The following is a 23,616-nucleotide window of genomic DNA, read 5'->3' as shown; positions in this document are numbered from 1 at the left end:
CTCACCTTCAAAATTGAATTGTTCTGTTTTCGCCAAGTATTTCAAGGTTTCGATTCGACTCTCCTACTAAAATAGTCATTTTTTCAAATTGCCTTTCTGTAATTATCATAGATCTTACATGACCATCCTTTGGCAAAAACCGCCTTACATTACTAATCGTCCCATGTGCGGCATCTTTATTAAGACATGACTTTACATATATTGAGTATTGCATCATTAAAAACCCTTGCTTAATCAACTCTTTTCTAAACTTTGTATAAGTTCTTACTTGCGCCTTTGTTTCAACTGGTAAATCAAACATGATCATTACTCTCACAAACCTATAACTCATGCAGCTTCATTTTCTCTAAATCGGGCAGCTTTAATGACGTTGATTTACCAGTCTCAAAATAATCAAATAATGAGTTAATGCATATTTCAATGGCGCGTATAACCGTTTGTACTTTATTATCTATAACAACTTTTGCATGTAGCAAGTTTATCAAATGAATTCTATATTCTTTTGTAAGATAAGCCTCTGGCGGATGTTTAATGACAAAATAATCTACTATCGGGCGAAATGGTTCTATTATATCTGAAGCAAGGTTATGTGGGTTGCGATCCCCTCTATGATGTACACCGAGCCCCGGTATTAATCCCTTTGCAACAACTGTTCTTGCTATTGCCGAATGAATGATGGCATACCCGTAATTCAGAGCTGCATTTTCAATAAAATTCAGATTACTTCTCGTGTAGCCTTCTTCAAAGAAACTATTAAAATATATTTTTGCCGCTTGCCCTTCTATATTTGTACGGTCTCCAGGTGAGATGCTTCTTAAAAGCTCGTTCATCTTTTCGATCCGATAATCGTCAACAGAACACCTTTGCATAACATTTGCTTGATTTGTCACTTTTTGGTGAATAATTAGTTTCCATAATTCTTTCTTCTGTGAATCTGTCCAGCCTAATTGTTTCATCATTTGCCTATGTTGCCCAAAGTGACCAGAAACAGGGTGAATGACGCATTCTGGCAAGTATTTTTGATTGCATAGTAACACGAGTATATTATTCTTTGAAAGCTCAACCATTAATCTACTAGTCAACTTGCAAGCTAAATCTTCAATTACTAATGCAAAGATATCACGTAATGGGATTTTGACATCTACATCTTTTTGGACAACTTTTAAATTATCTAATTGTAATGATAATTGATCGACATTCCCTACATGGACGATACGCCAACTCACCCTGTAAACCTCCCTTTACTAATTACTTTGGATAAAAATATTTAATTCTTTCATTTTTTGTTATATAGCGATTTCCTAACACATCTACAGAGATCTTTTTAAATATTGAAGTTCTTCTGCCTATGTTTATGCGAATTCTATTATTTTTAATGTTGTTTTGTTCACAATACTCTTTATAGTCGTTTGTAACATTATTTAATTCTATAGTATTTGCTGTATCGTGATTCACACCAATTAATCTGTACTCTTCACCATTTATTTCCAAAATTTGATGTTTATATAAGGAGAAAACGAAATTTTTTATATTTTTAATATTTTTTTGCGTTAATTTTTTATCATAAGTTTCTTTCGTTAACTCAAAACCACCTTTTTTCTCAAACAAATCGTTATACCGAATTGTAATAAACTTATAAACGCCGTCATCAAGAAACACGTCCATTCTGAATGGTTTTAGGGACAAGTTAACAACACGTTTATTTTTCGGTGCAAACTTATGGGAAATATCCTTATGTTCCTTTAATTGATTCCCATAATATTTAATTGACTTTATATACGGACCGTTACCTTTTTTACTATATTTGCGAACGTGTTCACCTTCCTCTTCAAAATATTTATATAGCGGGTTTTTAGCTTCTCTGTAGCGATTAATTATTTCCTTTAGTTCATTAAACGTCTGGTTATCATGATGGTACATTAATAATTTCTCTGGAGATTTTATTATTAGCTTGGCTAACTTATCATTATCTTTCTCATAGAGGTTTTTTATCTTTTCAACAATATACTCTTTGCCTTCTTTTTCTCTAGTTGAATAAATCGTGTCATTCATTAATTGACGATTTGGTTTCATATCGGCTTTATGGGAGTACTTATACTGTTTATAGTTTTTAATTGCTTGAACCTTGTTATACTTATCTGTAAACGTTGCGTTAAAGGTTTCTTCGTCTAAAATTTCCCCTGTCGTTTGATCCACTACTCTATTTTCAGTTAATAAAATATTTTGTGCTACAAAGGCGTCCTTATGTTCAAATATATAACTAGCCATTGCAACGACTAATGCGTCTTCTGCGTGATGCTTAAAGTCTACGTCTCTATCCTTTTTAAACTTCCATAATTTGCGGAGGTAATTCGTAAAAGAGCCATTTAGCGATTTCAATTTGACGTCTTTGTTGTTTTCTTTAAAAAAGCTCGTTAGTAGAGTAAGGAGCTCACGTGTTGCATATCTCGTATCTACTAAATTCCGATTAATAAATTCCTTTTGGACATCATATTTATTAATGTCTCTTTCATCGAGAAGATAGTGCATTTTTTTCTTTGGTAATTTTTCTTTTGTCTTTGCTAATTGAAGTACATGGGCTTTAAATTTTTCATACGTTACACTCGTTTTGTTACTATGAAAATATTGGTAGGGGGTCATTTTTCCCTTTTTCTGGTTTTCCTCGCTTTTAACAAGGACTTTATTGTTTTGTGAATCGTCAAAGGAAACAGATCGTGGAATAATATGGTCAATTTCATAAAAGTTAGGATTATCTAGCAAATCCTCTATAGGAATTGCTTTCAATGAGTACAAGCAGATACCTTCTTGCAAATGCCATAATCTTAATTTCTGAAATAAACCATTCGATCCTGCGATCCCTTTTGATTCTAGCTTTTCCTTCACCTGTCTGTTCAGTGCAGCATTTTGCTTGTTTAAATCTTTGATAAACTGCTTTCTTTCTTGGCTGTTTTTTTCTCTCGCCAGTTCAATTACAATTTCTTTAGGTTCGCCGTACTCTTTCATCACAGCATTGATTACGCGAATGGACTGTTTAAACGAACGCTTCACTACTGGCGACAATATCCATTCATCTATATGGGTGTATGGAATGTATTTTTTTCCTGAAAGTGTAACCTTTTTAGGTTTCATTCCCATTTCGGTAAATAATTGCATTTGGTTTTTAGTTGTTGACCACAAATCAGGCAATACTTGTTTTATTAACTTTAAACTTAATGAATGTGTTTGCTGGTAGCTTAGATGACTTATCTTATCTATTTCATCATCGTGTAGAGGTAATTCTAGGTGTACTAATTCTTCTTTAACATCCTGGGGAGTTTGAAAGATCGTTGCAATTTCGGCAATGCTGTCTAATACATCGGGATTATTAAGGATTGATTCTTTTTTTGTTATTTTCTTTATGTCATAATAGATCTTCAATTCCGTAAAAATAGGCGTTCCTTTGCTATTTATTCGGTATCCTTCTATATCGTGCTCACTTACGCTTAATTCCTTAGCAATCTGTTTTAGTGTCCCGGTTTTCTTCTTTTTAAAAACATTAGTTACAATTTGTTCTTTTTCCTTCTCTGTAAGCTTGTTATTCTCCGGGCGAGTAATGACTAGATTGTTTAGGTCGTTTAGCAGATTGAACAACTGTGCGGAATACGCCTCTTTAACGGAGCGAAGTTCTTCTGGGTAATAGCTGCATTTCCCCATCATTTGCTCGTACCATTTTTTAATATCTTGCTCCCATCCATATTCACTGCCAAAGCCCGGCCCCTCATAGTATTCACGGCGTGTTTCAAGTAGGTTAATATATTTGGATATAAATGCTTCATCCAATGCAACGTAATACTTAGCTTGGGTACGTAATAATCGGTTTGCTTCATCAACATAATCCGACGTTTTAAAACGATTAACATGCCCTCTTACTTTTCCTGTTTCTTTTAATCTTTGTAGCTGTAATTCGCAAACATATTTACCTTCTAATTGTTTACTATTACTGCTAATTTGTTCTTTTGTCGATTGTTCATTTTTCGCTTCTTTATCATCCGCTGCTGCCTCTACATTATGAATCCCCCGTCTTTTTCCTAAATGCAACAGAGCAATTGCAAGTTCATTGGCAGATAGCTTTTCATTCAGACCTTTTACCCTAATATGGTAAGGTGATTCACTATTTTCATATGAAATATCGCCTGCGTCACGAATTATTTCTGCTTCTTTTAATAAATGCTTAATGCGTTCAAGTCGATGAGCCCTTCGTCTTAACAATCGACGCGTACCACGGTGCATTCTCCTTCCATCATTATTTGATACATCAGCTTCAGGAAAAATTCGGACGCCTGCATCAACAATATCTTGCTTTTCATCAATAATTCCCCAGCCGACAGATCCAATACCAATATCCAAACCTAACGTATAGCTTTTGTTTAAATCCCCCATATACTCGCTCCCTCTCTATCATATGCTTACATACACTATACCAAATATTACAAAAATTCCCACTCAAAATTGAGAACCTTTAAAATTAAACAAAAAGAGGGGCGTTAATTATCATTCGATTGCTCTTTTTGTCAGTTCGTATCGCGCGCACGAAAAAGGAAGCTACCATAAAATGATAGCTTCCTTAGATCCGATTGGATCAATTCCGGCACAATGGCCTTATTTTAGCAGATCCAATGATCTTAGGTATAAATGCAATCCGTCGATTGCTATGAGACACCTTTATAATATCCTATACTTTAACATTTGTCAAACTTTTCTAATTTTTAGTTCACTATTTTTACCAGGTTTCTTTGAAACAAAGGATCAAAAATCAAATCATGAAAATCATACTACGATATTTCTAACTTGAAATAAGAATAAAAAACGTAAACAGCAAATAGGCTGTGTGGTAGCGTTTAAAAAATTTCATGTCTGAACGCTAAACAGTTTTTCACTGTTTCTTTTTGGTCATTAAATTTCAGCACACCATAGTTCAATTTCAATTTTCAATTCAGGCAATCCCAATTCAGAAATATATGCAATTGTCATAGATGGATATGCCGTTCCAAATAGCTGATCCCACTGAATATCGAAATAATCCCAATTTATTTCTTCTGTTGCCCATATGTTAACCTTTATAACGTTCTCTTCAGTTAGTCCTTCTGATTCAAGAGCCCTCTTGATGTTTGTAAAAGTGTTTGTAATTTGGTCATTAAGATTTGAAGGAACTTTACCTTCCATATCTATTCCGATTTGACCAGATGTTACAAGCAAGCCCGCTCCTTTTGGTACTCTCGTTATATGACTGTAGTTACCTACTGGTTTTGGCATACATTTCGGGTTTTTCCTAGTAATTTTTTGCATACTATTACCTCACTTACTATAAATTTTCCTGCTTATTTTTCTTACTAAAATTAGACAGACTTCACCATTTTTTTTTATGTCTAAAAGAAAACAGCAGTCGAGTATCCATAGCCCATAGATAAGAACATAATTATTTTCTTTTTCATGATCTGGACACTCCCTTTTTTTATAGTGTGAGTAACACCTATTTATATTTAGAAATAAATTTTTACCACTTCTAAGTTATAAACGTTATATTATCATACAAAGTTATGGATTGTCAAAATTTGGGTTTTGATCGTGTGCTTACATTAACTAGGGAGCTTTAGGAAAAGAAGGTAATTTACTTTAGGATGACCGACTTATTTTATTGCATCAAAAAGGACACGAATGTTCAATAAAGCAATCATTTTTTGTGCTTAATGCAGTGCGATAATGAACCAGTAATCCCAAAAGGAGGTAAATTCTCTACATCTTTCAATAGAAACCCGGTGATTCAACAGAAAGAGGGTGCTTTTCAGTATCGGCTCCAAATTCTCCACCACAACATGCTTATTCATGAAGATAAATACTCGTTTCAATATTATGCCAGCAATTTAAGTTTCTTAGCTATTTTATTTCTTTCATAGAACGGAATCAGTTATAATAAAGTGGATTACTATTGGAGGTGCACGATGTCTAGATTATTAAAAGATAAAAACATTGTAGTAATGGGAGTTGCAAATGAACGAAGCATCGCTTGGGGAATTACGAAATCATTACATAACGCAGGCGCTAATTTAATTTTTACGAATAGACAGGAACGATCTTACCAAAAGTTAACAAAGCTTTTGGATAAAAACGATATACAAGCAAAGCAAATCGTCTCATGCGATGTTGCTAGTGATGAGAGCATTCAGGCCGCCTTTCAGGAAATTGAAGCGCATTGTGGTGTTATTCATGGTGTAGTTCACTCTGTAGCATTTGCCAATCGGGAAGAATTACAAGGAGACTTTGCGGATACATCTCGAGATGGATTCCTTTTAGCACAAAATATAAGCGCATTTTCTCTCGTAGCTGTAACGAAAGCAGCACGAAAGCTTATGAAAGAAGGAGGAAGTATTGTTACCCAAACGTACCTTGGTGCTGAACGTGCCGTCAAGAATTACAACGTAATGGGAGTAGCAAAAGCTTCCTTAGAAGCGAGCGTTAGATACTTGGCGGAGGATGTTGGAAAGGACGGAATTCGTGTCAACGCGATATCTGCTGGACCAATTCGCACATTGTCTGCTAAAGGCGTATCTGGGTTTAATGAGATTAGCTCTGTTATCGAAGAAAAGGCACCTCTACGGAAAAATGTAGACCAAGATGAAGTTGGAGACGCTACACTATTTTTTATAAGTGATTTATCCAGAGGGGTAACTGGTGAAGTATTACACGTTGATTCAGGTTATCATATTATCGGTTAAGTAACGAGCTGCGATTAAGCATAAAGCCAGGAACTGCATTGCCATGTTGACATATGTTTCAACAGAAGGAGATGCAGTTTTTGTTTTACTTCTAGTCATCTCTTATTTGCTCTAATACTTAGATATTTACACGCGCTTAACAATAAAAAATACAAATTTGAATAGTTACTATTAACATGCATACTTTACAAATTCAGGAGGCAGTCACATGGGTGATGTCAGACAAAAGCTTAGCACACAATCTGTTTTAAAAAGCTTTTTGCACTATTTTATTCCAACAATATTAGGCATGGTACTTATGTCCGTAAACATTATCGTTGACGGTATTTTTGTTGGAAATGGAGTTGGTGCTGTCGCGCTCGCAAGCGTAAATATTGCTGTACCGGTATTTTCAATTATCATTTCAATTTCAATTCTTATCGGTATGGGTGGTGCCACACTGTACTCAATGGCAATGGGGAAAAACAATCTGGAAAAAGCGAGACAAATTTTTTCGCTATCTATTGTACTATTATCGATTATTACAATAATTACAACGCTTGTCTGTTATTTTAATATCGATCATGTAGCTCGTATATTCGGTGCAACAGAAGCAACTTTCGCTTACGTCATTGACTATATGTCCATCTTGCTTCTATCCTCCCTCATTTTTGCTATGGAAGTGTGCTTAAGTATATTTATTCGTAACGACGGCGCACCTCAGTTAGCAATGGTTGGCTTAATTGTTACGGCCGTAGTCAATATTATTTTGAATTACTGGATGATATTTATCCTTCAGCTTGAAGTAGTTGGTGCAGCCTTGGCTACAGTAATTGCAACAGCAATTGGTGTGTTTATTTATTCGATCCATTTCTTCAGAAAAAGCTCTAACTTGAAATTCGTAAAAATTAAATGGCAGTGGAAAGATATTTTGACGATTAATACAATTGGCTTCCCTTTATTCCTTTCAGAAGCTGGCATGGGAATTTTAGTTATGGGTTACAATATTGCCTTTTCTTACTATATAGGTACGAATGGACTTGCCGCTTTCTCGGTAATTAGTTACTTACATGTCTTTATGCTTCTCGCCTTTATCGGTATTGGCTCGTCCATACAACCAATGATTAGCTTTTATTACGGTGCGAAAAAGCCAGAAATGATCCGAAGTACGGTCAAAATAGCAGAAATAGCAGGCCTTCTGCTCGGTATTGCGTTTATAGGCGTTGGATATGCTGGCGCTTCAAATTTGATTGCGATCTTTGGGGTAACCTCTACGGAAATAGCAACTATGGCAACAAACGGTTTAAAGTTATTCTTCCTCGCTTATTTATTTATGGGAATTAACTTTACCTACATGACGTATTATCAATCAATTGGTCAAGTAAAGCCGTCAATGGCGATTACTGTATGGAGAGGTTTTGTTTTTTTACCGATTTTGCTAGTCCTATTGCCGATCCTTTTCGGCTCAAACGGAATTTGGCTTGCCTTACCCGTTTCTGAGGCTATTGTCGCTATTTTCCTATTGATTTATACAAGAAAGGATATTATGTATGGCGACATAGCTTTACGTGACTTCTGACACAAGTTCTTTTGGTATATTTCAATCGAAGTAAAAACCGTACTTTTTCAAGCAAATTAAAAACACGTTCTGTTCAATTTGTTCAGAACGTGTTTCCTTTTCAAAAACGAAGCCAATAAAAAATGCTTTTACTGCTTTCATAAAAATAGCGTATACTCGAAACTTCGAGCAAACGGGACAGCAATTTTAATTTTTCATTTGATTAAGCTGCTTTTCTGCAATGTTCCCCGCAATTGGTAATTTAAACATTTTACCCTGATACGCCTTCACCATTAAAATAATCCATAGAATTACAGATAACGGTGATAGTAGAATCCCAATTATCCAACCTATTACTGGAAGCGCGGTTAAAACAAAGCTTAAAATAAAAATACCTGCAAATGTTATTATGGATTGTAAAGCGTGAAATCGAACAAAGCGATTTTCCTTTTCAATTAAAAGGAAAATTATTCCTGTTACAAATCCAACTAAATAGCATAACAAACCCGCAATATTTTCATCCAAGCCAGATGATGCTTTTGTTTGATTTACACCTGGTTTCGAATTATCTTGTGTATCCTCTTTAAAAACTGTCTGCTCTTTACTTTCTGTTTGATCGTTACCCATTAAACTCCCTCCTTTTACTTTCTTAGATATTCGGAAGATAATTGATATGAGAAAATTTCCCAACATTGCCATTCATGAAATATGCTCGCTTTTCTCGGTCGAGTGGTGGGCCTCCTTGTTCTACTTGCACTGTGGGGTCTCACCGATCGTTTTCCTCCCGCTGAAGGCTCCCATCTTCCATTCACTCGTGTCGGAAACCGTTTCCGATATTCCACAAGCTAATCCGAAAACCGACTTTCTTTTTCTAATAACTCGAATTACAACCGAATCGTTGTATACATCTCTATACGTAGTATTTTCTATATTGCTGAATTTCCCTTATTTCCTTCGCCACTGACTTACTTCAGTTAGTAATAACTTATTCATTTTATCTATAATTGAACGATATCATAGAAAGGTTAAATTCCGGTTAAATCCTATAAAATTTTTAACTTTTTCCTTTTCATTATCCCCTCTGCATAATTCCAAACACTTACAGGGCAAAGGTATAATCGATGTACAGCAGTTGATCGAATGAATACAGCATTCTACCAAGAAATACAGGTTGCATAGCTACACCAACTCGTCTGTGTGGAATCCGGATCCACGCAGACTCCTGCAGGAATAGCAACAGCCGAAAATCCATTTTAAAAGTTTTGGCAAAAACGTTTAAAATTAGTTGAGGCGTTGCCTGCGGAAAGCGGAGTGGATCTGGATGGGAGCACAATAGACACCAATCTAGCATTAAATTTTTAAATGGATTTTAAGATTCTGTTCTTTTGTGATGTTTTAAAAATGGCAATTATGAAATTGACTCCTCTATAAAATTAATTACAGAGACCCGGACATAATGAAGCTACTATGTTAAAAGTTTGAATAATGAACAGGATTCGCTTCGGCAGTCGTTAGCTTTTAGGAGGTTCATCTGCGACCATTATTTTTCGTTCTTTTAATTTTCCTCATTTTTTACGAATGATTTGTTCGTTCCAATACTAATAAGCACGTAGGCACAAAAAGAAACGAGCACAGGCAGAACTACTGCGTGTAGCCCAAATGGGGGAGGTATGTATGAGTCTGATAAAACATATAACCCTATACCCGCGACCATTGAAGCGATTGCTCCATACTTGTTACCCTTTTTCCAATATAAACCCAAAACAATCGGCCAGAGAAATGCCGCTTCCAAACCTCCAAAAGCAAATAAATTTAACCAAATTACCAAATCAGGCGGCTGTAAAACAATAAGATAAACGACAATTCCTAACAAAGCCGTTACCGATAAGCTAAGCCTTTTCACTTGTGTATTGGTTGCATTTGGATGGATATAGTTCAAATAAACATCTTTTACAATCGTGGAACTCACTAATAAGAGCAACGAATCGACCGTCGACATGATCGCTGCCATTGGTGCGGCCAGCACAATACCTGCAAGCCAAGCAGGCATCACCTCTAAAGCAATAAGCGGCATTACTTTATCAACGTCGCCGCCCTCAATACCAGGTAAGATAGGTCGTGCAAACACCCCTATTAAATGCATATTTAACATTATAAATCCGACAACTATCGTTCCAATAATTAGTGCCCGATGCATCGATTTCGAGTTTTTGTACGACATTGCACGGACAGCTATTTGTGGCAACGCTACAACCCCAACACCAACTAGAATCCAAAAAGAAGATACATAGGCAGGAGATAACGTGCCCTCCGCCCCATAAGGAGTTACTAAATTTGGATTTTCTGTCAGTAGATCATTCATAATAGCAGGTATTCCTCCTCCTGCAATTATGACCGCTATTAGTAAAATAAGTGTACCAAAAAACATTACTGTTCCTTGAATCGCATCTGTAAAAGCAACTGCACGGAAGCCTCCAACTGTTACATAAACAAGGATAGAAATCGCAAAAATAAATAATGCAGTTTTGTACGACATTCCTGTAAGAGACTCAATTAACCTTGCCCCACCGATCCACTGAGCTGCCATCGCAGAGAATAAAAAAACGAGTATACTAAAGCTAGAAAGGAGTACAACCCATTTCGACTGATAGCGCTCTTTTAAGAAGTCAACCATTGTTATGGCTTGATACTGACGAGTAACGATTGCAAATTTTTTACCTAATACCATTAATACAAAATAACCGGTGGCGACTTGTGACATTGCTAATAATACCCAGCCAAGCCCATGAATATAAGCAGTCCCAGGGCCGCCGATAAAACTACTTGCACTCCCATAAGTTGCTGTCATCGTCATCGCTAATATAAACCCGCCCATACTTCGTCCACCAAGAAAGTAGTCTTGTAAGAATGAAGTGGATGAACGTACATATCTTGAAGCATATAAACCGATACCAAATACAACAATTAAAAATAAAAGGATTGGAAGGATCGCTAGCCAATTCATAGCTTACTCATTCCCCTTCCTCATCAAAAGGAAGATCAACAAAATATTTTTTCACAACAAAAATAACGAGTGCGACCATAACAATAAAACCTACAATACAGCTATAAAAAAACCACGCTGGAAAACCAAACAAATACGTATACTGTTCTGGGTCCTTTCCGCCCAGAACATAAGCAAAGGAAAACCACCAAGCAAAATTGAAAAGAACGAGGCCTACTCCTATCCATGCTTCTCGATTCGCTATTTTAAAACGTATGTCGTTATTGTCCATTCATTCTTCCTCCATAATTCATAGAATTCCATTCCATCCTTACGTAAGATATCGTCATTATAATCTAAATGCGTTTAACGTTAAAGTTAAAGGGGTTTCGGCTTAGCTTGTTGAAACCTAGAATCGTAAAAATTATAAATCGTAATGATTACTGTTTACAAATCGTAATCATTACGATATTATGTTTGTAGACAATTTCAGAGAGGAAGAAAACAAATGAATTGGAAGTACGTTTATTTACTAGCAATCTTAATTAGCCTTCTTATTGCCGGATGTTCGCAAAAAGAAGAAAAAGTCTCTACCCAAAAGGAGCCTAATCTCACCGTTTACACGACGGTATATCCACTACAATATATTGTTGAAGAAATCGGTGGGGAAACGGTAGCAGCAGAATCAATTTATCCCCCAGGTGCAGATGCACATACATACGAGCCGACAGCGAAGGATATGACGCGCTTCGCTAATAGCGATGCTTTTATTTATATTGGAGCAGGTATGGAAGGCTTTAGCGAAACAATATCTGCAGCACTTAACAACCAAAAAACAAAGCTAATTGAAATTGGTAAGGAAGAGTCCCTGTTTCACAAAGATGGGCATCTGCATGACGAACACGACCATCACGTAGACGCCACTACGGCTCACACGCATGAAGAGCACTCAGAAAGTCATGCTAATGATCATCCAGACGAAAAGGAAGAGCATATGCATCGGCATGAAGAAATAGCGCACGACCATGAACACGATGAACATGAACATGAAAATAAAAATGACGTGGAGCAAATTATTACTATAGAAGGTTTAGCTGCACATTACCACACTGGGGATACAATTGAACTTACTGCACACGTTCATAAAGACGGTACGTATGACCACTGGCATTGGTTTACATTAGAACCAGGAAAGGATGATTGGGAGCTCGTAAAGCGTCAAGAAAGCAATACGTACTCTGGCGAAGCGACAATTGCCGGTCAAAAAATCAAAGCGGTTGTTTTGAACAATGCGCATGAAGTCATTGCCGAATCAAATCCTATTTCAATTGCAATTGATGATCATCTCGATCACGACCCTCATCTTTGGATTGACCCGTTTCGGATGATCGAAATGGCAGTGATTATTAAAGACGAGCTCATTACATTAAATCCTCAAAAAGAACAGCAATACAATGAAAACTTTCAAGTATTAAAAAGAAATTTAATTGAATTAGATAACCGTTTTATTCAACGGTTAGAAGCGAAAGAAAATAAACATATTATCGTACCACATGCTGCTTTTGGATACTGGGAAGAACGCTACGGAATCAAGCAAATAACGATAAATGGATTATCTTCTAGTGAAGAGCCTTCCCAAAAGGAGTTAACAGAAGTGATGAAAGCTGCAAAAGATTTTGACTTAGAATATATTTTATACGAGCAAAATAGTGAAAATCGCTTGTCAAAGGTTATTCAAGCTGAAATTGGCGCCGAAGCATTAATGATACACAATTTAGAAGTGCGAACAGAAACAGATATTAAAAACGACAAAGACTATATATCGTTAATGGACGAGAATTTAGAGGTTTTAGACCAAGTAACAAAATAAAAGAAAAGAGGTTCCCTTCACTCAATTATCTATGACCCGATCCGTTGCGTCTGTAGAGCGCTCAATACACTCGTACATTTAAGAATTTTTTTGGAACACATTAGGAACTCATTAATACGCAGAAATTATAACAGTGTAAACATCCGGATACTCGCGGTAGAACGATGGGCATTTGAAGCACTAGAACCACCACACACTGTGCGGCGATTCCTTCGAGTCAACTACGAAAAGCTAGCAGATGGCGCAGCTAGCTCCCAGTTGGATTACTCATTCGTATGAGTAAAATGTTTGTGAGGGAACAGATGCACGAATCTAACTAGATAATATGTGATCAATTTTACTTCGAACGATATACACATGAATAACACCGTTGATTTTCACTGCACACAGAAAGCGTAGTGTATATCTACTGCGGTCGGTAGGAATCAATACTAAAGTTAACGAATACAAAGAGAGGTTTTTTAACTTCTTAAAATAACACCCACAAATACGTGACTCAATCTACTCATTAGAGTCTTTTGTTGAACGAGCACCAATGATGTATAAATTAAGTACAAATGCATTCATTCCAAAACCAATCGGAGAAGCTACTGATGCACTCGTATCACTCATTGCATTGAATGGGTTAGAGCTGTTAGCGACGTCTCAATTAAATAACATTCAACGATGCGCCAATCCAGATTGCGTACACTTATTTATTAATACACACGGAATACGCAAGTGGTGCTCGATGAAAATATGCGGAAATAGAACAAAAGTCACGAAGCATCAGCAACGAAAACAAAAAGAACAGCAATAACCAGCGCATCCCTTATAAACGATTTTTTTTATCCATACGCTCACTTCTAAAGCTTTGAACATGTAAAGAAGGATTGTAGTTTCATATAGTTATATATTATTTTAGCCTGTCGTCCTTGCTGCGTATGCGAATTAATAAGCGGACGAAGCTGCTCTAAAAACGCTCGATCACACGTGCAAGATGGTCCATACTTCTTATAGCAAAAATCATGCGCCTTACAAGCCGCATCTACCGCGTTTATTGGTGCTCCCGGCCCTCTGCAGCCGGGGCCACACCAATTGTAGCCTGGAAACAAACAAAAACCCGGCTTTGGTCGAACTTTTACTTTTCTCATTGCCATACCTCCTATCAAAACCCGCTCTTTCTTGTATTTTTATGTTTCAAATCGTTTGCTCGTACTTTTGTATAGTGTATGCAACATATTTGCAGGTGGCTGTTTAGCCGTCTAGTTCAAGTGAATATTCATACAAGCATTAGATAATTGATGATAGGTCGATACATCGTTGCGATAATTGCTATTATGTTTTTCCTTTGAATAGGGAACGATAAAAAATGAACACATAACCTACTTGATTTAATTGGCAAACATCCAATCATTTCAATTCCTTTATTCATAGATTAATACTATTAAGTGAATTCAACTGCGTAAGCTCCTAGCATGCCTATCACAAGGACATATTCGTTATCTATAAATTCAGCGCATTTTCCATGCGCACTACATGCATCCGTGTATATGGTTAGTAAAATTCATGTAGGAGAGTCACCTGCTACACGTACAGACAATATTGAAAAATAAGGCTGTACTTCTTTATATAACATAAAAGGAGGGTACTGTTTATGTCTTGTGAAAAATATTATCATCTATGTAAAAAGAACGTAGGTGCTGAAGTCGAAATAAGAGACCACCACGGGAAAGTTTATGTTGGTGCAATCGAAAGGTTTGACCGAGATCGTGTATATCTGCGACCTGTTGGACCGACACATGGACACGGACATGGGATGCACTTTTTTGCAGCCGCAGCATTAATAGCTATTTCATTTGCATCCATCGCATTTTTTCGCTTTAGACGAAGACCTTTTTATTAATATTTTTAAAAAACCGAAGTCTGCTAGAATGCATGGACACATATTAGAGCATCATCGCCATAGCTTTGAAACCATCTGTGAAAATCTTATTAGAAAAGTGTTCCATATGTGATCGTACATTAGCACTATTGTGTGTCTAGCTATATTTTAAGATAGCAATCCGTCGGGTTTACAGAAAATAAAGGAAGTGCACGTCAAATGCAAGAAAGTGAATTTCATTTAAAGTCAATACAAACGAAAAACTTAATCTTTAGAGAGCTAACCGTCGAGGACACGGAAGACATTTACACACTGTATTCCGATTCTGAAGTGCTACAGCTCGATAATCGAGAACCTATTAAATATATATCGGAAGCAGAAAGTTTAATACGGACTTTTCAACAGGCGAACTTGAGCTATCACTCTATCAACTGGGGTACTGAATTAAAAAGTACAAACAAAATTATTGGGACGTGTGGCTTCAAACGTTGGGATCGAATTTCCCATCATTCCGAAATAGGTGGAAATATCTCAAGCCTATACTGGGGAAATCATTACGGGACGGAGATGCTACATTTTTTGCTTAATTACGGATTTAATAAAATGGATCTAAACAAAATTTATGCGTGTACAAATAGAAAGAATACGCGTGTGCGGGCATTATTAGAGAAGTTTAACTTTAAGACAGATGGGAGGCTACGCGATCATCAACTCGTAAATAATTTATACGAAGATGTACTTCTGTTTTCTAAGTTGAAAAATGAACACACTGTGCCATAATAACTTGAACCGCTTATCAAAAATAATCACCTAATCTAAAGAATAAAAGACCCACAAAAAAACGCCTTTTAAGAATGTTGCTCGTAGTGATGAATAAGTTTTTAAAAATTGGCATAGTCGTGAGTTTCGCGGCTATGCCTTTTGTCTTGCTTTCTAACTCCGTTAATTTCCACTTCAGGTGGACGCTTTCCGCGGGCATGGCCTCAACTCTTATTTTTCCACTAACGTGTCACAATAAGGATTTTCGGACTCATGCTATTCCCGCAGGAGTCGCCACCTTACGCTCCAATCAACTAGGTTACAGCTACACATTTGGGATATTGTTAATTGCTCCAATACAATTGTAATAAATTTTAATACGTTGTTCTTGTTTACCGTTTACTTTTTCAGCTTGATAAACGATAATCTTATCGACAAACTCTCTGATTAATTCAGGGCTGATTGTACTGATTTCAGTATGTCTTTTTACTAATTGTAGAAAATGATTTGTGTTCATGATGTTCTCACGTGCTTTATTTAGTTGAAGGCTAATTGTCAATACTTTTTCTTTTAAAGCTTTCTGCTCGGCTTCATACCCTGCAGACATTTTACGGAAACGATCATCGGAAATTTTCCCGAATACATTGTCTTCATAAAGCTTTTCAATAATCGTATCAAGAGATTGAATTCTAGCTCTTGCTTCCTCATATTCTTTCTTATCTTTTCTCTGCTTTTGTGACAAGTCATGTTCGAATTGCTGAAGGACAACTTGTGTGAATTCTTCTTCATGGTTTCTCGCAAAAGCTGTAATTCGTTTTAAATCTTCAAGAAGAAGTTCTTCTACTACTTGATTTCGAATCCGATGTGAACTACACATACCTTTTTGTTTTCGGTAAGTCGCACAAACGAAATATTCCAAGTGCTTAGGTATTCTTTTGCTTCGAACTTGATAAAGTTTAGCACCGCAATCTTCACAAAACATCATGCCAGACAAGACGCTCATTGGGCCGAATTTTGTTGGTCTACGTCTTCCTTCTCGTATCTTTTGAACAATCTGCCACGATTCTTCATCAATGATTGCTTCATGGGTGTTTTTAAACACTGCCCACTCTTCAGGATCATTCCATATTTTTTTATTCGTTTTGTAGGATTGCTTACGAGTTTTAAAGTTGACTGTATGTCCAAGATATTCCTTTCTTTCTAATATATTGGCAACTGACCGCCCTTGCCATGCGTAAGGGATGCTAGGCGCACGTGCGGCAATATTAACACCTTTATTTCTCATGTGGACACTTGGCACAGTGATTTTCTTTTCTGTTAATTCCCTCGCAATTTGTGTTGGACCAAGTCCAGATATACACATGTTAAAAATCATTCGAACAATTTCCGCTGCTTCTTCATCGACAATCCATTTTGAATTATCATCTGGATGCTTTAAATACCCGTAAGGTGCTGTTGTCGATAAAGGTTTTCCAGATTGTCCTTTCGATTGAAAACTTGCTCGAATCTTCTTACTTGTATCTTTTGCATACCATTCATTGATGATGTTTAAGAACGGTGTGAAATCACTGTCTTGCTGATTGGCACTGTCGATGCCATTATTAATGGCAATAAATCTCACATCAGCTTCAGGAAAGACAATTTCTGTATAATAACCAACTTTCAAATAATCTCGTCCGAAGCGTGACATATCTTTAATAATGACGGTATCAACTACACCTGCTTGTACATCGGCAATCATCCGATTAAAGTCTGGGCGGTCAAAGGTTGTTCCGCTAAAGCCATCATCGACATAAAATTGTGTTGGATAAAAACCATTATCTTCCGCATATTTCTGCAAGATAGCTTTTTGATTCACAATACTATTTGAATCACCCGAAAGTTCATCATCTCTTGATAATCTACAATAAAGTGCTGTTACCTTTTCTGAATCAGTACGAATCGCTGAATAATGATTAATTGGTTGTTCCATCATGGACTGTCTAAACATATTTACCTTCCTTTCCGACAGTCTTCAAGCGGTTTCGTACTGTGTATATTACCGTACTAACTTGAAGAAGTCGACTTATTCTCGCTATGATTAACACAATATAAAGCTTGATGTGACGATTGTTTTGCATCATTTTCTATTCGCCTTTTTAGCTTTTGATAAACCGTTTCTTGTGCTGTTTTACTTTCTTTCACTTCTATTAAATAGGTGATTTTATCAATCTGCCTTTCTATGAATCTCATCGAAGTATTCTCTGACATAAAACTGCTCCTTCCTGAGCGCAGATTTGCGCTGAGTAAATCCATGTCACTCAGCCCAATTTAGGGCTTAGCGGAGATGAATGCACTGACCCCAAAAGTGGAGTCAGTGGTTTCACTTATTTTACCTGTAGTACTTGAATGGCATCTGGATGAATCAATTGTCCGTCTACTCGTTCATGTGCTAGATAGCCAATTTCATTTGTTCGACTATATAATTCCGTTAACATTTTTATAGCGATTGATTGACGTTCAATGACCCAAAAGTAGGCTAAGTCACCAAACAAAATGGCTTTCTTTCCTGATTCTACCGCTGGCATATAGGCTGAAATGTGAACAGGCTTACCGAAGATTGTGTTATTTGTATCATTGAAAATAGGAAGTCCATTTTCATCTTTTAACTTGCGCAAGTGCATGGCTGTTTCATCACTCATCATAAACACAGAGTTTTTACGATAGTGTACATCTACACTAAAATATAAATCGACTAGATCGTCATAACTAATTGCTCCAGCTTCACTAGTTGTCACAGTAGCACCCTTCTGCAGGAGACCTTGCGGTTCTGTCTGCCCATTCCCATTTAAGAATTTATCTTCTTCTGCACGTCCGAACCGTTTGGCATAATCTTTACATAAATACTTTTCTAAATCGAATTGTGTATCTAGAATAAATGACTTTTTTAATCTTGACATACTAGCAATTTTAAAAGTATTGATTTTAAAGGCTTGAATCGTGTCATTGCTTTCTGAAATGCTTTCACCCACAGCGACAATTTCTGCTACACCTGTTGAAGTGACTGCATGAATCACACCATCTGGACTTTCTGTTTGAATAACTGTTCCTAATTTACGAAAGATATTTTCTTCTTTAATCGTTTCATTGACTTGTTTTAATGATTGTACAGGTAAAGCTGAACTACCATTGTCAGTGATAGATGCCAACACACTTCGGTCGTATTCTTTTCCTTTCATAGCATTCCAAAAATTTGTGTATATTTCATTTTCTAATTTAAACATAATTGTTTTCCTCCTAATGATTTTAATTAAAAGGGATATACGCAGATGAATATCCCTTTATGGAAGGCTGTCGTATTGACCGACAGCCTATATACCTTGTTTGAAATCGCGACTTTTTGCGTGACGCTCCCCGCCCGTTGTCCAAGTAAAAGACACTAGAGGTTCTTATCCCCCTAGGGGTCACACAAAACTTCGTTTAGAAAGGGTGTCCACAAAAAGTGGTTACCCTTTACGGTTTTAAGTGACAGATGATACATTGAAACACTTGTGTTCTTGCATTGTTAAAGGCAGAGTGCTTTCTAATAAGAAATGCTCGGCACTTCGGACAGTGTATGAGCAATTCTTTTAATGCCTGATTGTCTTTTCGTGTATGCACTGCGATTCCATTCGTATCAGTCGTCATATAGTAATCACAGTTTGTTTCTTCTAAGACTCGTAAACTGTTCCCGCTGAAAGGGCGGGCTGTATAGAAGTCATGTTCGTTCTTGTAAAGTGCGTACGTTCCAAGCATGACAAAACTCCTTTCTCAAATAAACACAGGGTTTTATAATATTGGGGAGATATGTGGCAAGGGTTTAAGTTAATTCTCTATAGGAACTTCTATATAAGAAACTAACAATAATGCTTGCCACATCCTGCCCACTCTTTCAATTTTGATTTGGGGTGGTATGTGGCAGGATTTTAAGCTAATTCTCTATAAGACTATCTATATAGGAAACTAACGATAATGCTTGCCACAAGCTGCCCAGTAAATTTACCTTAAAAATTCTTGTCCTTCTTTTAAGGTATAGCCTAAAAATAATGTGGTTTTCTCACCACCTGCACGAGGCCTTTTTCGTACTACTTGTCCAGCATTTGATAAAGCACTATTAAAGTTTCGAGCATTCTCAACGTAATATCCGTTGGCATAACACCAACTTTGATAGGCTTCATAAAGTGCAGCAGTTCGTTCCTCACCATTAACATCTTCTGTTAGCTCTTCTTCGATAAACAAGCCGATTTTATCGTTTTCACGATGATAGGCTAAAGTTGCATCTTGTACCGAAGTTGGTACATCAAAGCCTGTTTCTTGTAATTTCTGATAACCTTCAATCGCCCAGTTCAAGATGCCACTTAAGTTTTCCGCTTTAGAGAAGGTTGATTTTAAATGCTTATCTTGTTCCCATGCTTCAAAGTGACGTTCAAAAGGAATAATTTTCACACGTCCACTGGTGAGTAAGGTTAAATCCGTCACATGCGGTAAATGGTTGGTGTTAATGAATAGTTTGAACTGTGGTTTAAATTCAAAACTATTCTCATGCAAGAATCTTGCATTAATCGTGTCATTCCCAGTCAGCGTTTTAAGCAGGGCAGCACTTAAGGTTAACTTCTTATCTGGCTCACTTATATTTACAAAACGTGAACCAGCTAGTCTTGCAACATCTTCAGATGGTGCGGAACTGCTACTATTGATTTTCATGCCAATTGTTTCAGGTCGACTTGTTTTTCCGTAATCACCACATATCTTAAGGAAAGTTTCCATCGATGTTCCTTTTCCGTTACGAGTCGTTGCACCAAATAAAATAAACATCGTTTCATAGCGGGTATCACCTGTTAGGGCATAGCCGAGACACTTCTGAAAAAATGTTGCTTTTTCTACATCATCACTCATTACCTCATGAACGAATTGTTCCCACCGCTCACATCTTGCGAGTGGATCATAATGCACCCCCGCAACTTTTGTAATAAAATCTTCCGAACAGTGCGGGTGAAAAGTGTTCGCCCGTAAATTTAACGTGCCATTTTTACAGTTGAGTAAATATTTATTTGTATCAAAAGCGCTCATCGATATGGGATGTACATCTTGTGCGTCACGAAGAATGATTTCTCTATTTCTTCTAACTTGCCATTTCTTCGCAAAATCGATATATGTTTTACGAATGTTTTCATCTTCAATCGAGAGTGCATAATACATGAGTTGATTAGCAAGTTGTTTACAGAGCTGCATGACCTTCAGATTCCCTGTATCACTTTCCCAAGCTTGTCCGTTGTATACGAACCATTTCTTCCGCTCAGGAATATAGCGGGCAAGTGACTTATAATAATCAGCAAATAAGTTACTATTCCCAATATCCGTACAAGCGTAATGATTATTTTTAAATGGTTGCATGGCTTGTATTCGTTCAAGGTCATCATCTGAAAAATCATCTTGTGCTGAACTAATGCCATAGGGCTTATAGGTCGTAAACACATTTCGTCTTGCAGTTTCTAAGGTGATTTGACCGTATGTTGTACCACTTTGTTTACGATCCCATTTATCCCGCATTAACCCACTTTGACGAAATAGCCTGTCCATCTGCGCAATATCCCGTCCACTCCAAAAAGCTAAAATACTCGCAAGTGCTAAATCCGCTTCACTTCGTGATTCATAACTTGGAATATCACCATTCCACAGCTTTTTAAATTTCTCATGGTTTACTGACTTACTTGCTTTTTCAATCACCGATTCATCGGATAAATACGATACCCCTTTATCTACATCATTCTGCGTTACAGTAGACGGACGCTTCATAGAGACTTCTAAGAACTGTGGTAATGTACCCGTCATATCTTCCAATTTCCCATCTTGGAATACATCACCTGTTAGGGTGAGGAAATGATTCGTTACACCTGCGATATAGACTTCAATATTTAATTTTCGATTGTTGATATAGTAAACATCTGTATCGTAATCAACATTTCTTGCTTTAAAGTAAATATGAAGTCCGCTTCCAGATGGACTTTTCTCGATATAACAGTTTGGAAAATAAGCAATCACATTTTGCGCAATTTCGTTTAGTTCTCCCGCTTCATCCACACAATCATCTAAATCAATGGCACAAATGTCATGGCTGACGATAAATCCTACGCCAGTGTAGTTATGCACAACATTTACCGCTTCATCATAAGAAGAAAAAGTGCTTAAATCATTTGGTCTGGCACGACTACCTGTCCTAGCGTTATACGGAACTTTTGTTTTCTTCCCATTTCGTTTTTCTTCCTTCCAGCAGCAAAATATATCATGTTCTTTCATTTCCGCTGGAATATTTTCAATGTCACTCACAGAAAACACACACCTCCTTTGCCTGTAAATTTTTAAAGCTATTCAGTTGTCAAGGAACGATGAGAGGAATTTTCTATCTGTGCATTTGTGTGATGTGCTTTTCACTTATGAATTTTTCGACAAATTTCACAGTTGTAAATATGACCCTCACCTATATGCGAAGATTTCGATTGATTCGAACCCCTTTTTTCAAAAAAAGAAAATCAGCTCTATTTGAACTGACAAAAATAGTCGAATGTTATAGTTTTAAGTGACCACTTCACGTCTTCGTGATATGATAATAGATAGGTAGAAAGAAGTCGTTCAAGATAAGGAGGAATTGAAATGGCTGTACGTTATGAAAAATTATTTCACTTATTAGATGAACGGAAAATTACAACAAGAGAATTGGAAAAGCTAGCTGGATACTCAGGTAATATCACAACCCGCATGAGGAGAAATGAATACATTTCATTAGAGAGTATTGAAAAAATATGCATGACATTAGGCTGTTGTGTCGACGACATTATTGATTTCACTAATGAAAATTAGAGATTAAAAAGGAGCATTCCTATGGAAAGTAATATAAAACTGAAAATCTTTGATGAAGATTTAACAGCCTATGGCAAACAAGTATTAAGTATCCTGTTAAAAGACAGAACAACAGGAAAAAATATAATTTGGGCAACAAATGACTATATTTCGCTAGGGAACATATATAAGGCAGAAAATGAGATTAGTATAAATATCATTAATGGTAATAAAGAGAAGTTTATTAGACCACGAATAACAAAATCATTTGAAAAACAAAATAATAGAACAAGGGATAAAGCAGAAGTATTTACACCTTCATGGGTATGTAACCAGCAGAATAATTTGATAGATGAACAATGGTTCGGTAGAAAAGATGTTTTTAACAAATCTAAAGAAAATGGTTGGATTACAAAAAAGAAAAAAATTGAATTTCCGAATACTAAAAATAAAACTTGGTGCGATTATATAGATGCTAGAAGAATGGAGGTAGCCTGCGGGGAGGCACCATACTTAGTTAGTCGTTACGATACTGTTACTGGAAATAGTATTGATATAGCATCAAGAATAGGCTTTTTAGATAGAAAAATGAGAGTAATAAATGAAAATGTTGATGATGAAACCGAATGGCTTAAATGGACAGAAAGAGCTTTCCAGAGTGTTTATGGATTTGAATTCCAGGGAGATAATTTACTTCTAGCAAGAGAAAACCTGGTGTTTACTTTTATAGAAAATATTAAATTTAAATTAAACAGGGAGCCTAAAATAAACGAACTAAAGAAAATTGCTACAATAATTTCTTGGAATTTATGGCAAATGGACGGCTTAACATACTCTACTCCTCTTTCAGCAAATATAAAGGAAACCCATCAAATGAGTTTTTTTGATGATATTGATGACTTTAATGATAAGCCGATTAAAAAATACTGCAAAATTAAAAACTGGCGTTCAAATAAAATTTTAGAATATCGTTCTTTATTGGAGGGAAAAAATTAT

21 protein-coding genes are annotated in these 23,616 nt (G+C 36.5%); 8 read left to right on the top strand and 13 right to left on the bottom strand.

The annotated features are described in order from the left end of the window. Nucleotides 1–7: 7 nt before the first annotated feature. The 4 genes from cas2 to ACLIBH_RS00090 all read right to left on the bottom strand — a co-directional run bounded on the left by cas2 (nucleotide 8) and on the right by ACLIBH_RS00090 (nucleotide 5,325). Complete coding sequence (cas2, locus tag ACLIBH_RS00105; protein ID WP_439314644.1) at nucleotides 8–301, bottom strand: CRISPR-associated endonuclease Cas2; 294 nt, start codon at nucleotides 299–301, stop codon at nucleotides 8–10. Between the two features lie 19 nt (nucleotides 302–320). Beyond that, a complete protein-coding gene (cas1, locus tag ACLIBH_RS00100) occupies nucleotides 321–1,226 on the bottom strand; it encodes a type II CRISPR-associated endonuclease Cas1 (RefSeq protein WP_439314643.1) in 906 nt (301 codons plus the stop codon). A 22-nt stretch (nucleotides 1,227–1,248) separates the two neighbouring features. Then, on the bottom strand, nucleotides 1,249–4,419 hold the full coding sequence (gene cas9, locus ACLIBH_RS00095) for a type II CRISPR RNA-guided endonuclease Cas9 (protein WP_439314642.1): 3,171 nt from the start codon (nucleotides 4,417–4,419) through the stop codon (nucleotides 1,249–1,251). A 513-nt stretch (nucleotides 4,420–4,932) separates the two neighbouring features. Then, nucleotides 4,933–5,325 carry a RidA family protein gene (locus tag ACLIBH_RS00090; RefSeq protein ID WP_439314641.1) on the bottom strand — a complete coding sequence of 131 codons (393 nt, stop codon included), beginning with the start codon at nucleotides 5,323–5,325 and terminating at the stop codon, nucleotides 4,933–4,935. 653 nt (nucleotides 5,326–5,978) lie between these two features. Here ACLIBH_RS00090 and fabI point away from each other — a divergent pair. Together fabI and ACLIBH_RS00080 are read left to right on the top strand one after the other, a co-directional pair. Then, nucleotides 5,979–6,752 carry an enoyl-ACP reductase FabI gene (gene fabI / locus ACLIBH_RS00085; protein WP_439314640.1) on the top strand — a complete coding sequence of 258 codons (774 nt, stop codon included), beginning with the start codon at nucleotides 5,979–5,981 and terminating at the stop codon, nucleotides 6,750–6,752. A 208-nt stretch (nucleotides 6,753–6,960) separates the two neighbouring features. Beyond that, entirely contained in the window at nucleotides 6,961–8,310 is a 1,350-nt protein-coding gene (locus ACLIBH_RS00080) for an MATE family efflux transporter (protein ID WP_439314639.1), read from the top strand. A 186-nt stretch (nucleotides 8,311–8,496) separates the two neighbouring features. Here ACLIBH_RS00080 and ACLIBH_RS00075 read toward each other — a convergent pair whose 3' ends face one another. The 3 genes from ACLIBH_RS00075 to ACLIBH_RS00065 form a co-directional block, all read right to left on the bottom strand. Further along, nucleotides 8,497–8,916 carry a DUF4870 domain-containing protein gene (locus ACLIBH_RS00075; protein WP_439314638.1) on the bottom strand — a complete coding sequence of 140 codons (420 nt, stop codon included), beginning with the start codon at nucleotides 8,914–8,916 and terminating at the stop codon, nucleotides 8,497–8,499. 928 nt (nucleotides 8,917–9,844) lie between these two features. Continuing rightward, complete coding sequence (gene panF / locus ACLIBH_RS00070; RefSeq protein ID WP_439314637.1) at nucleotides 9,845–11,293, bottom strand: sodium/pantothenate symporter; 1,449 nt, start codon at nucleotides 11,291–11,293, stop codon at nucleotides 9,845–9,847. 7 nt (nucleotides 11,294–11,300) lie between these two features. Beyond that, the gene (locus tag ACLIBH_RS00065; RefSeq protein ID WP_439314636.1) at nucleotides 11,301–11,564 is read right to left on the bottom strand and encodes a YhdT family protein; all 264 of its coding nucleotides are present in this window, start codon (nucleotides 11,562–11,564) and stop codon (nucleotides 11,301–11,303) included. Between the two features lie 216 nt (nucleotides 11,565–11,780). Here ACLIBH_RS00065 and ACLIBH_RS00060 point away from each other — a divergent pair, with 216 nt between their 5' ends. Both ACLIBH_RS00060 and ACLIBH_RS00055 read left to right on the top strand, forming a co-directional pair. Beyond that, nucleotides 11,781–13,142: a metal ABC transporter solute-binding protein, Zn/Mn family gene (locus tag ACLIBH_RS00060; protein ID WP_439314635.1), complete on the top strand. Its 1,362-nt coding sequence runs from the start codon at nucleotides 11,781–11,783 to the stop codon at nucleotides 13,140–13,142. A gap of 535 nt (nucleotides 13,143–13,677) precedes the next feature. Beyond that, entirely contained in the window at nucleotides 13,678–13,941 is a 264-nt protein-coding gene (locus ACLIBH_RS00055; RefSeq protein WP_439314634.1) for a CGNR zinc finger domain-containing protein, read from the top strand. 46 nt (nucleotides 13,942–13,987) lie between these two features. Here the strand turns inward: ACLIBH_RS00055 and ACLIBH_RS00050 are convergent, their stop codons facing one another. Next, nucleotides 13,988–14,275 carry a phospholipase gene (locus ACLIBH_RS00050; RefSeq protein ID WP_439314633.1) on the bottom strand — a complete coding sequence of 96 codons (288 nt, stop codon included), beginning with the start codon at nucleotides 14,273–14,275 and terminating at the stop codon, nucleotides 13,988–13,990. Between the two features lie 503 nt (nucleotides 14,276–14,778). Here ACLIBH_RS00050 and ACLIBH_RS00045 point away from each other — a divergent pair. Together ACLIBH_RS00045 and ACLIBH_RS00040 are read left to right on the top strand one after the other, a co-directional pair. Continuing rightward, entirely contained in the window at nucleotides 14,779–15,027 is a 249-nt protein-coding gene (locus ACLIBH_RS00045) for a hypothetical protein (protein WP_439314632.1), read from the top strand. A 198-nt stretch (nucleotides 15,028–15,225) separates the two neighbouring features. After that, complete coding sequence (locus tag ACLIBH_RS00040) at nucleotides 15,226–15,786, top strand: GNAT family N-acetyltransferase (RefSeq protein WP_439314631.1); 561 nt, start codon at nucleotides 15,226–15,228, stop codon at nucleotides 15,784–15,786. Between the two features lie 304 nt (nucleotides 15,787–16,090). Here ACLIBH_RS00040 and ACLIBH_RS00035 read toward each other — a convergent pair whose 3' ends face one another. From ACLIBH_RS00035 to ACLIBH_RS00015, 5 genes are all read right to left on the bottom strand, one after another. Then, complete coding sequence (locus ACLIBH_RS00035; RefSeq protein WP_439314630.1) at nucleotides 16,091–17,755, bottom strand: recombinase family protein; 1,665 nt, start codon at nucleotides 17,753–17,755, stop codon at nucleotides 16,091–16,093. A 56-nt stretch (nucleotides 17,756–17,811) separates the two neighbouring features. Beyond that, entirely contained in the window at nucleotides 17,812–18,015 is a 204-nt protein-coding gene (locus ACLIBH_RS00030) for a hypothetical protein (RefSeq protein ID WP_191967595.1), read from the bottom strand. A 116-nt stretch (nucleotides 18,016–18,131) separates the two neighbouring features. Continuing rightward, nucleotides 18,132–19,028, bottom strand: a complete 897-nt coding sequence (locus tag ACLIBH_RS00025; RefSeq protein WP_439314629.1) for a phage major capsid protein — start codon at nucleotides 19,026–19,028, stop codon at nucleotides 18,132–18,134. Nucleotides 19,029–19,257: 229 nt separating this feature from the next. Then, entirely contained in the window at nucleotides 19,258–19,539 is a 282-nt protein-coding gene (locus ACLIBH_RS00020) for a hypothetical protein (RefSeq protein WP_439314628.1), read from the bottom strand. A 243-nt stretch (nucleotides 19,540–19,782) separates the two neighbouring features. Beyond that, entirely contained in the window at nucleotides 19,783–22,110 is a 2,328-nt protein-coding gene (locus ACLIBH_RS00015; RefSeq protein ID WP_439314627.1) for a phage/plasmid primase, P4 family, read from the bottom strand. A 324-nt stretch (nucleotides 22,111–22,434) separates the two neighbouring features. Here ACLIBH_RS00015 and ACLIBH_RS00010 point away from each other — a divergent pair, with 324 nt between their 5' ends. Together ACLIBH_RS00010 and ACLIBH_RS00005 are read left to right on the top strand one after the other, a co-directional pair. Further along, nucleotides 22,435–22,641: a helix-turn-helix domain-containing protein gene (locus ACLIBH_RS00010; RefSeq protein ID WP_439314626.1), complete on the top strand. Its 207-nt coding sequence runs from the start codon at nucleotides 22,435–22,437 to the stop codon at nucleotides 22,639–22,641. 21 nt (nucleotides 22,642–22,662) lie between these two features. Then, nucleotides 22,663–23,616 (top strand): hypothetical protein (locus ACLIBH_RS00005; protein WP_439314625.1); only part of this gene is annotated, 954 nt, incomplete at its 3' end.

The sequence above is a fragment of the Virgibacillus sp. W0430 genome (assembly GCF_051846935.1).
In the GTDB taxonomy this organism is placed as follows: domain Bacteria; phylum Bacillota; class Bacilli; order Bacillales; family Amphibacillaceae; genus JBPYCR01.
This window is presented reverse-complemented; position numbering and strand designations above follow the sequence as displayed.

Bases quoted from the DNA above. Each gene is read 5' to 3' on its own strand.
- cas2 (WP_439314644.1), bottom strand. From the start codon at position 301: ATGTTTGATTTACCAGTTGAAACAAAGGCGCAAGTAAGAACTTATACA.
- cas9 (WP_439314642.1), bottom strand. From the start codon at position 4,419: ATGGGGGATTTAAACAAAAGCTATACGTTAGGTTTGGATATTGGTATT.
- ACLIBH_RS00090 (WP_439314641.1), bottom strand. From the start codon at position 5,325: ATGCAAAAAATTACTAGGAAAAACCCGAAATGTATGCCAAAACCAGTA.
- fabI (WP_439314640.1), top strand. From the start codon at position 5,979: ATGTCTAGATTATTAAAAGATAAAAACATTGTAGTAATGGGAGTTGCA.
- ACLIBH_RS00080 (WP_439314639.1), top strand. From the start codon at position 6,961: ATGGGTGATGTCAGACAAAAGCTTAGCACACAATCTGTTTTAAAAAGC.
- ACLIBH_RS00075 (WP_439314638.1), bottom strand. From the start codon at position 8,916: ATGGGTAACGATCAAACAGAAAGTAAAGAGCAGACAGTTTTTAAAGAG.
- panF (WP_439314637.1), bottom strand. From the start codon at position 11,293: ATGAATTGGCTAGCGATCCTTCCAATCCTTTTATTTTTAATTGTTGTA.
- ACLIBH_RS00065 (WP_439314636.1), bottom strand. From the start codon at position 11,564: ATGGACAATAACGACATACGTTTTAAAATAGCGAATCGAGAAGCATGG.
- ACLIBH_RS00060 (WP_439314635.1), top strand. From the start codon at position 11,781: ATGAATTGGAAGTACGTTTATTTACTAGCAATCTTAATTAGCCTTCTT.
- ACLIBH_RS00055 (WP_439314634.1), top strand. From the start codon at position 13,678: ATGATGTATAAATTAAGTACAAATGCATTCATTCCAAAACCAATCGGA.
- ACLIBH_RS00050 (WP_439314633.1), bottom strand. From the start codon at position 14,275: ATGAGAAAAGTAAAAGTTCGACCAAAGCCGGGTTTTTGTTTGTTTCCA.
- ACLIBH_RS00045 (WP_439314632.1), top strand. From the start codon at position 14,779: ATGTCTTGTGAAAAATATTATCATCTATGTAAAAAGAACGTAGGTGCT.
- ACLIBH_RS00040 (WP_439314631.1), top strand. From the start codon at position 15,226: ATGCAAGAAAGTGAATTTCATTTAAAGTCAATACAAACGAAAAACTTA.
- ACLIBH_RS00035 (WP_439314630.1), bottom strand. From the start codon at position 17,755: ATGTTTAGACAGTCCATGATGGAACAACCAATTAATCATTATTCAGCG.
- ACLIBH_RS00030 (WP_191967595.1), bottom strand. From the start codon at position 18,015: ATGTCAGAGAATACTTCGATGAGATTCATAGAAAGGCAGATTGATAAA.
- ACLIBH_RS00025 (WP_439314629.1), bottom strand. From the start codon at position 19,028: ATGTTTAAATTAGAAAATGAAATATACACAAATTTTTGGAATGCTATG.
- ACLIBH_RS00020 (WP_439314628.1), bottom strand. From the start codon at position 19,539: ATGCTTGGAACGTACGCACTTTACAAGAACGAACATGACTTCTATACA.
- ACLIBH_RS00010 (WP_439314626.1), top strand. From the start codon at position 22,435: ATGGCTGTACGTTATGAAAAATTATTTCACTTATTAGATGAACGGAAA.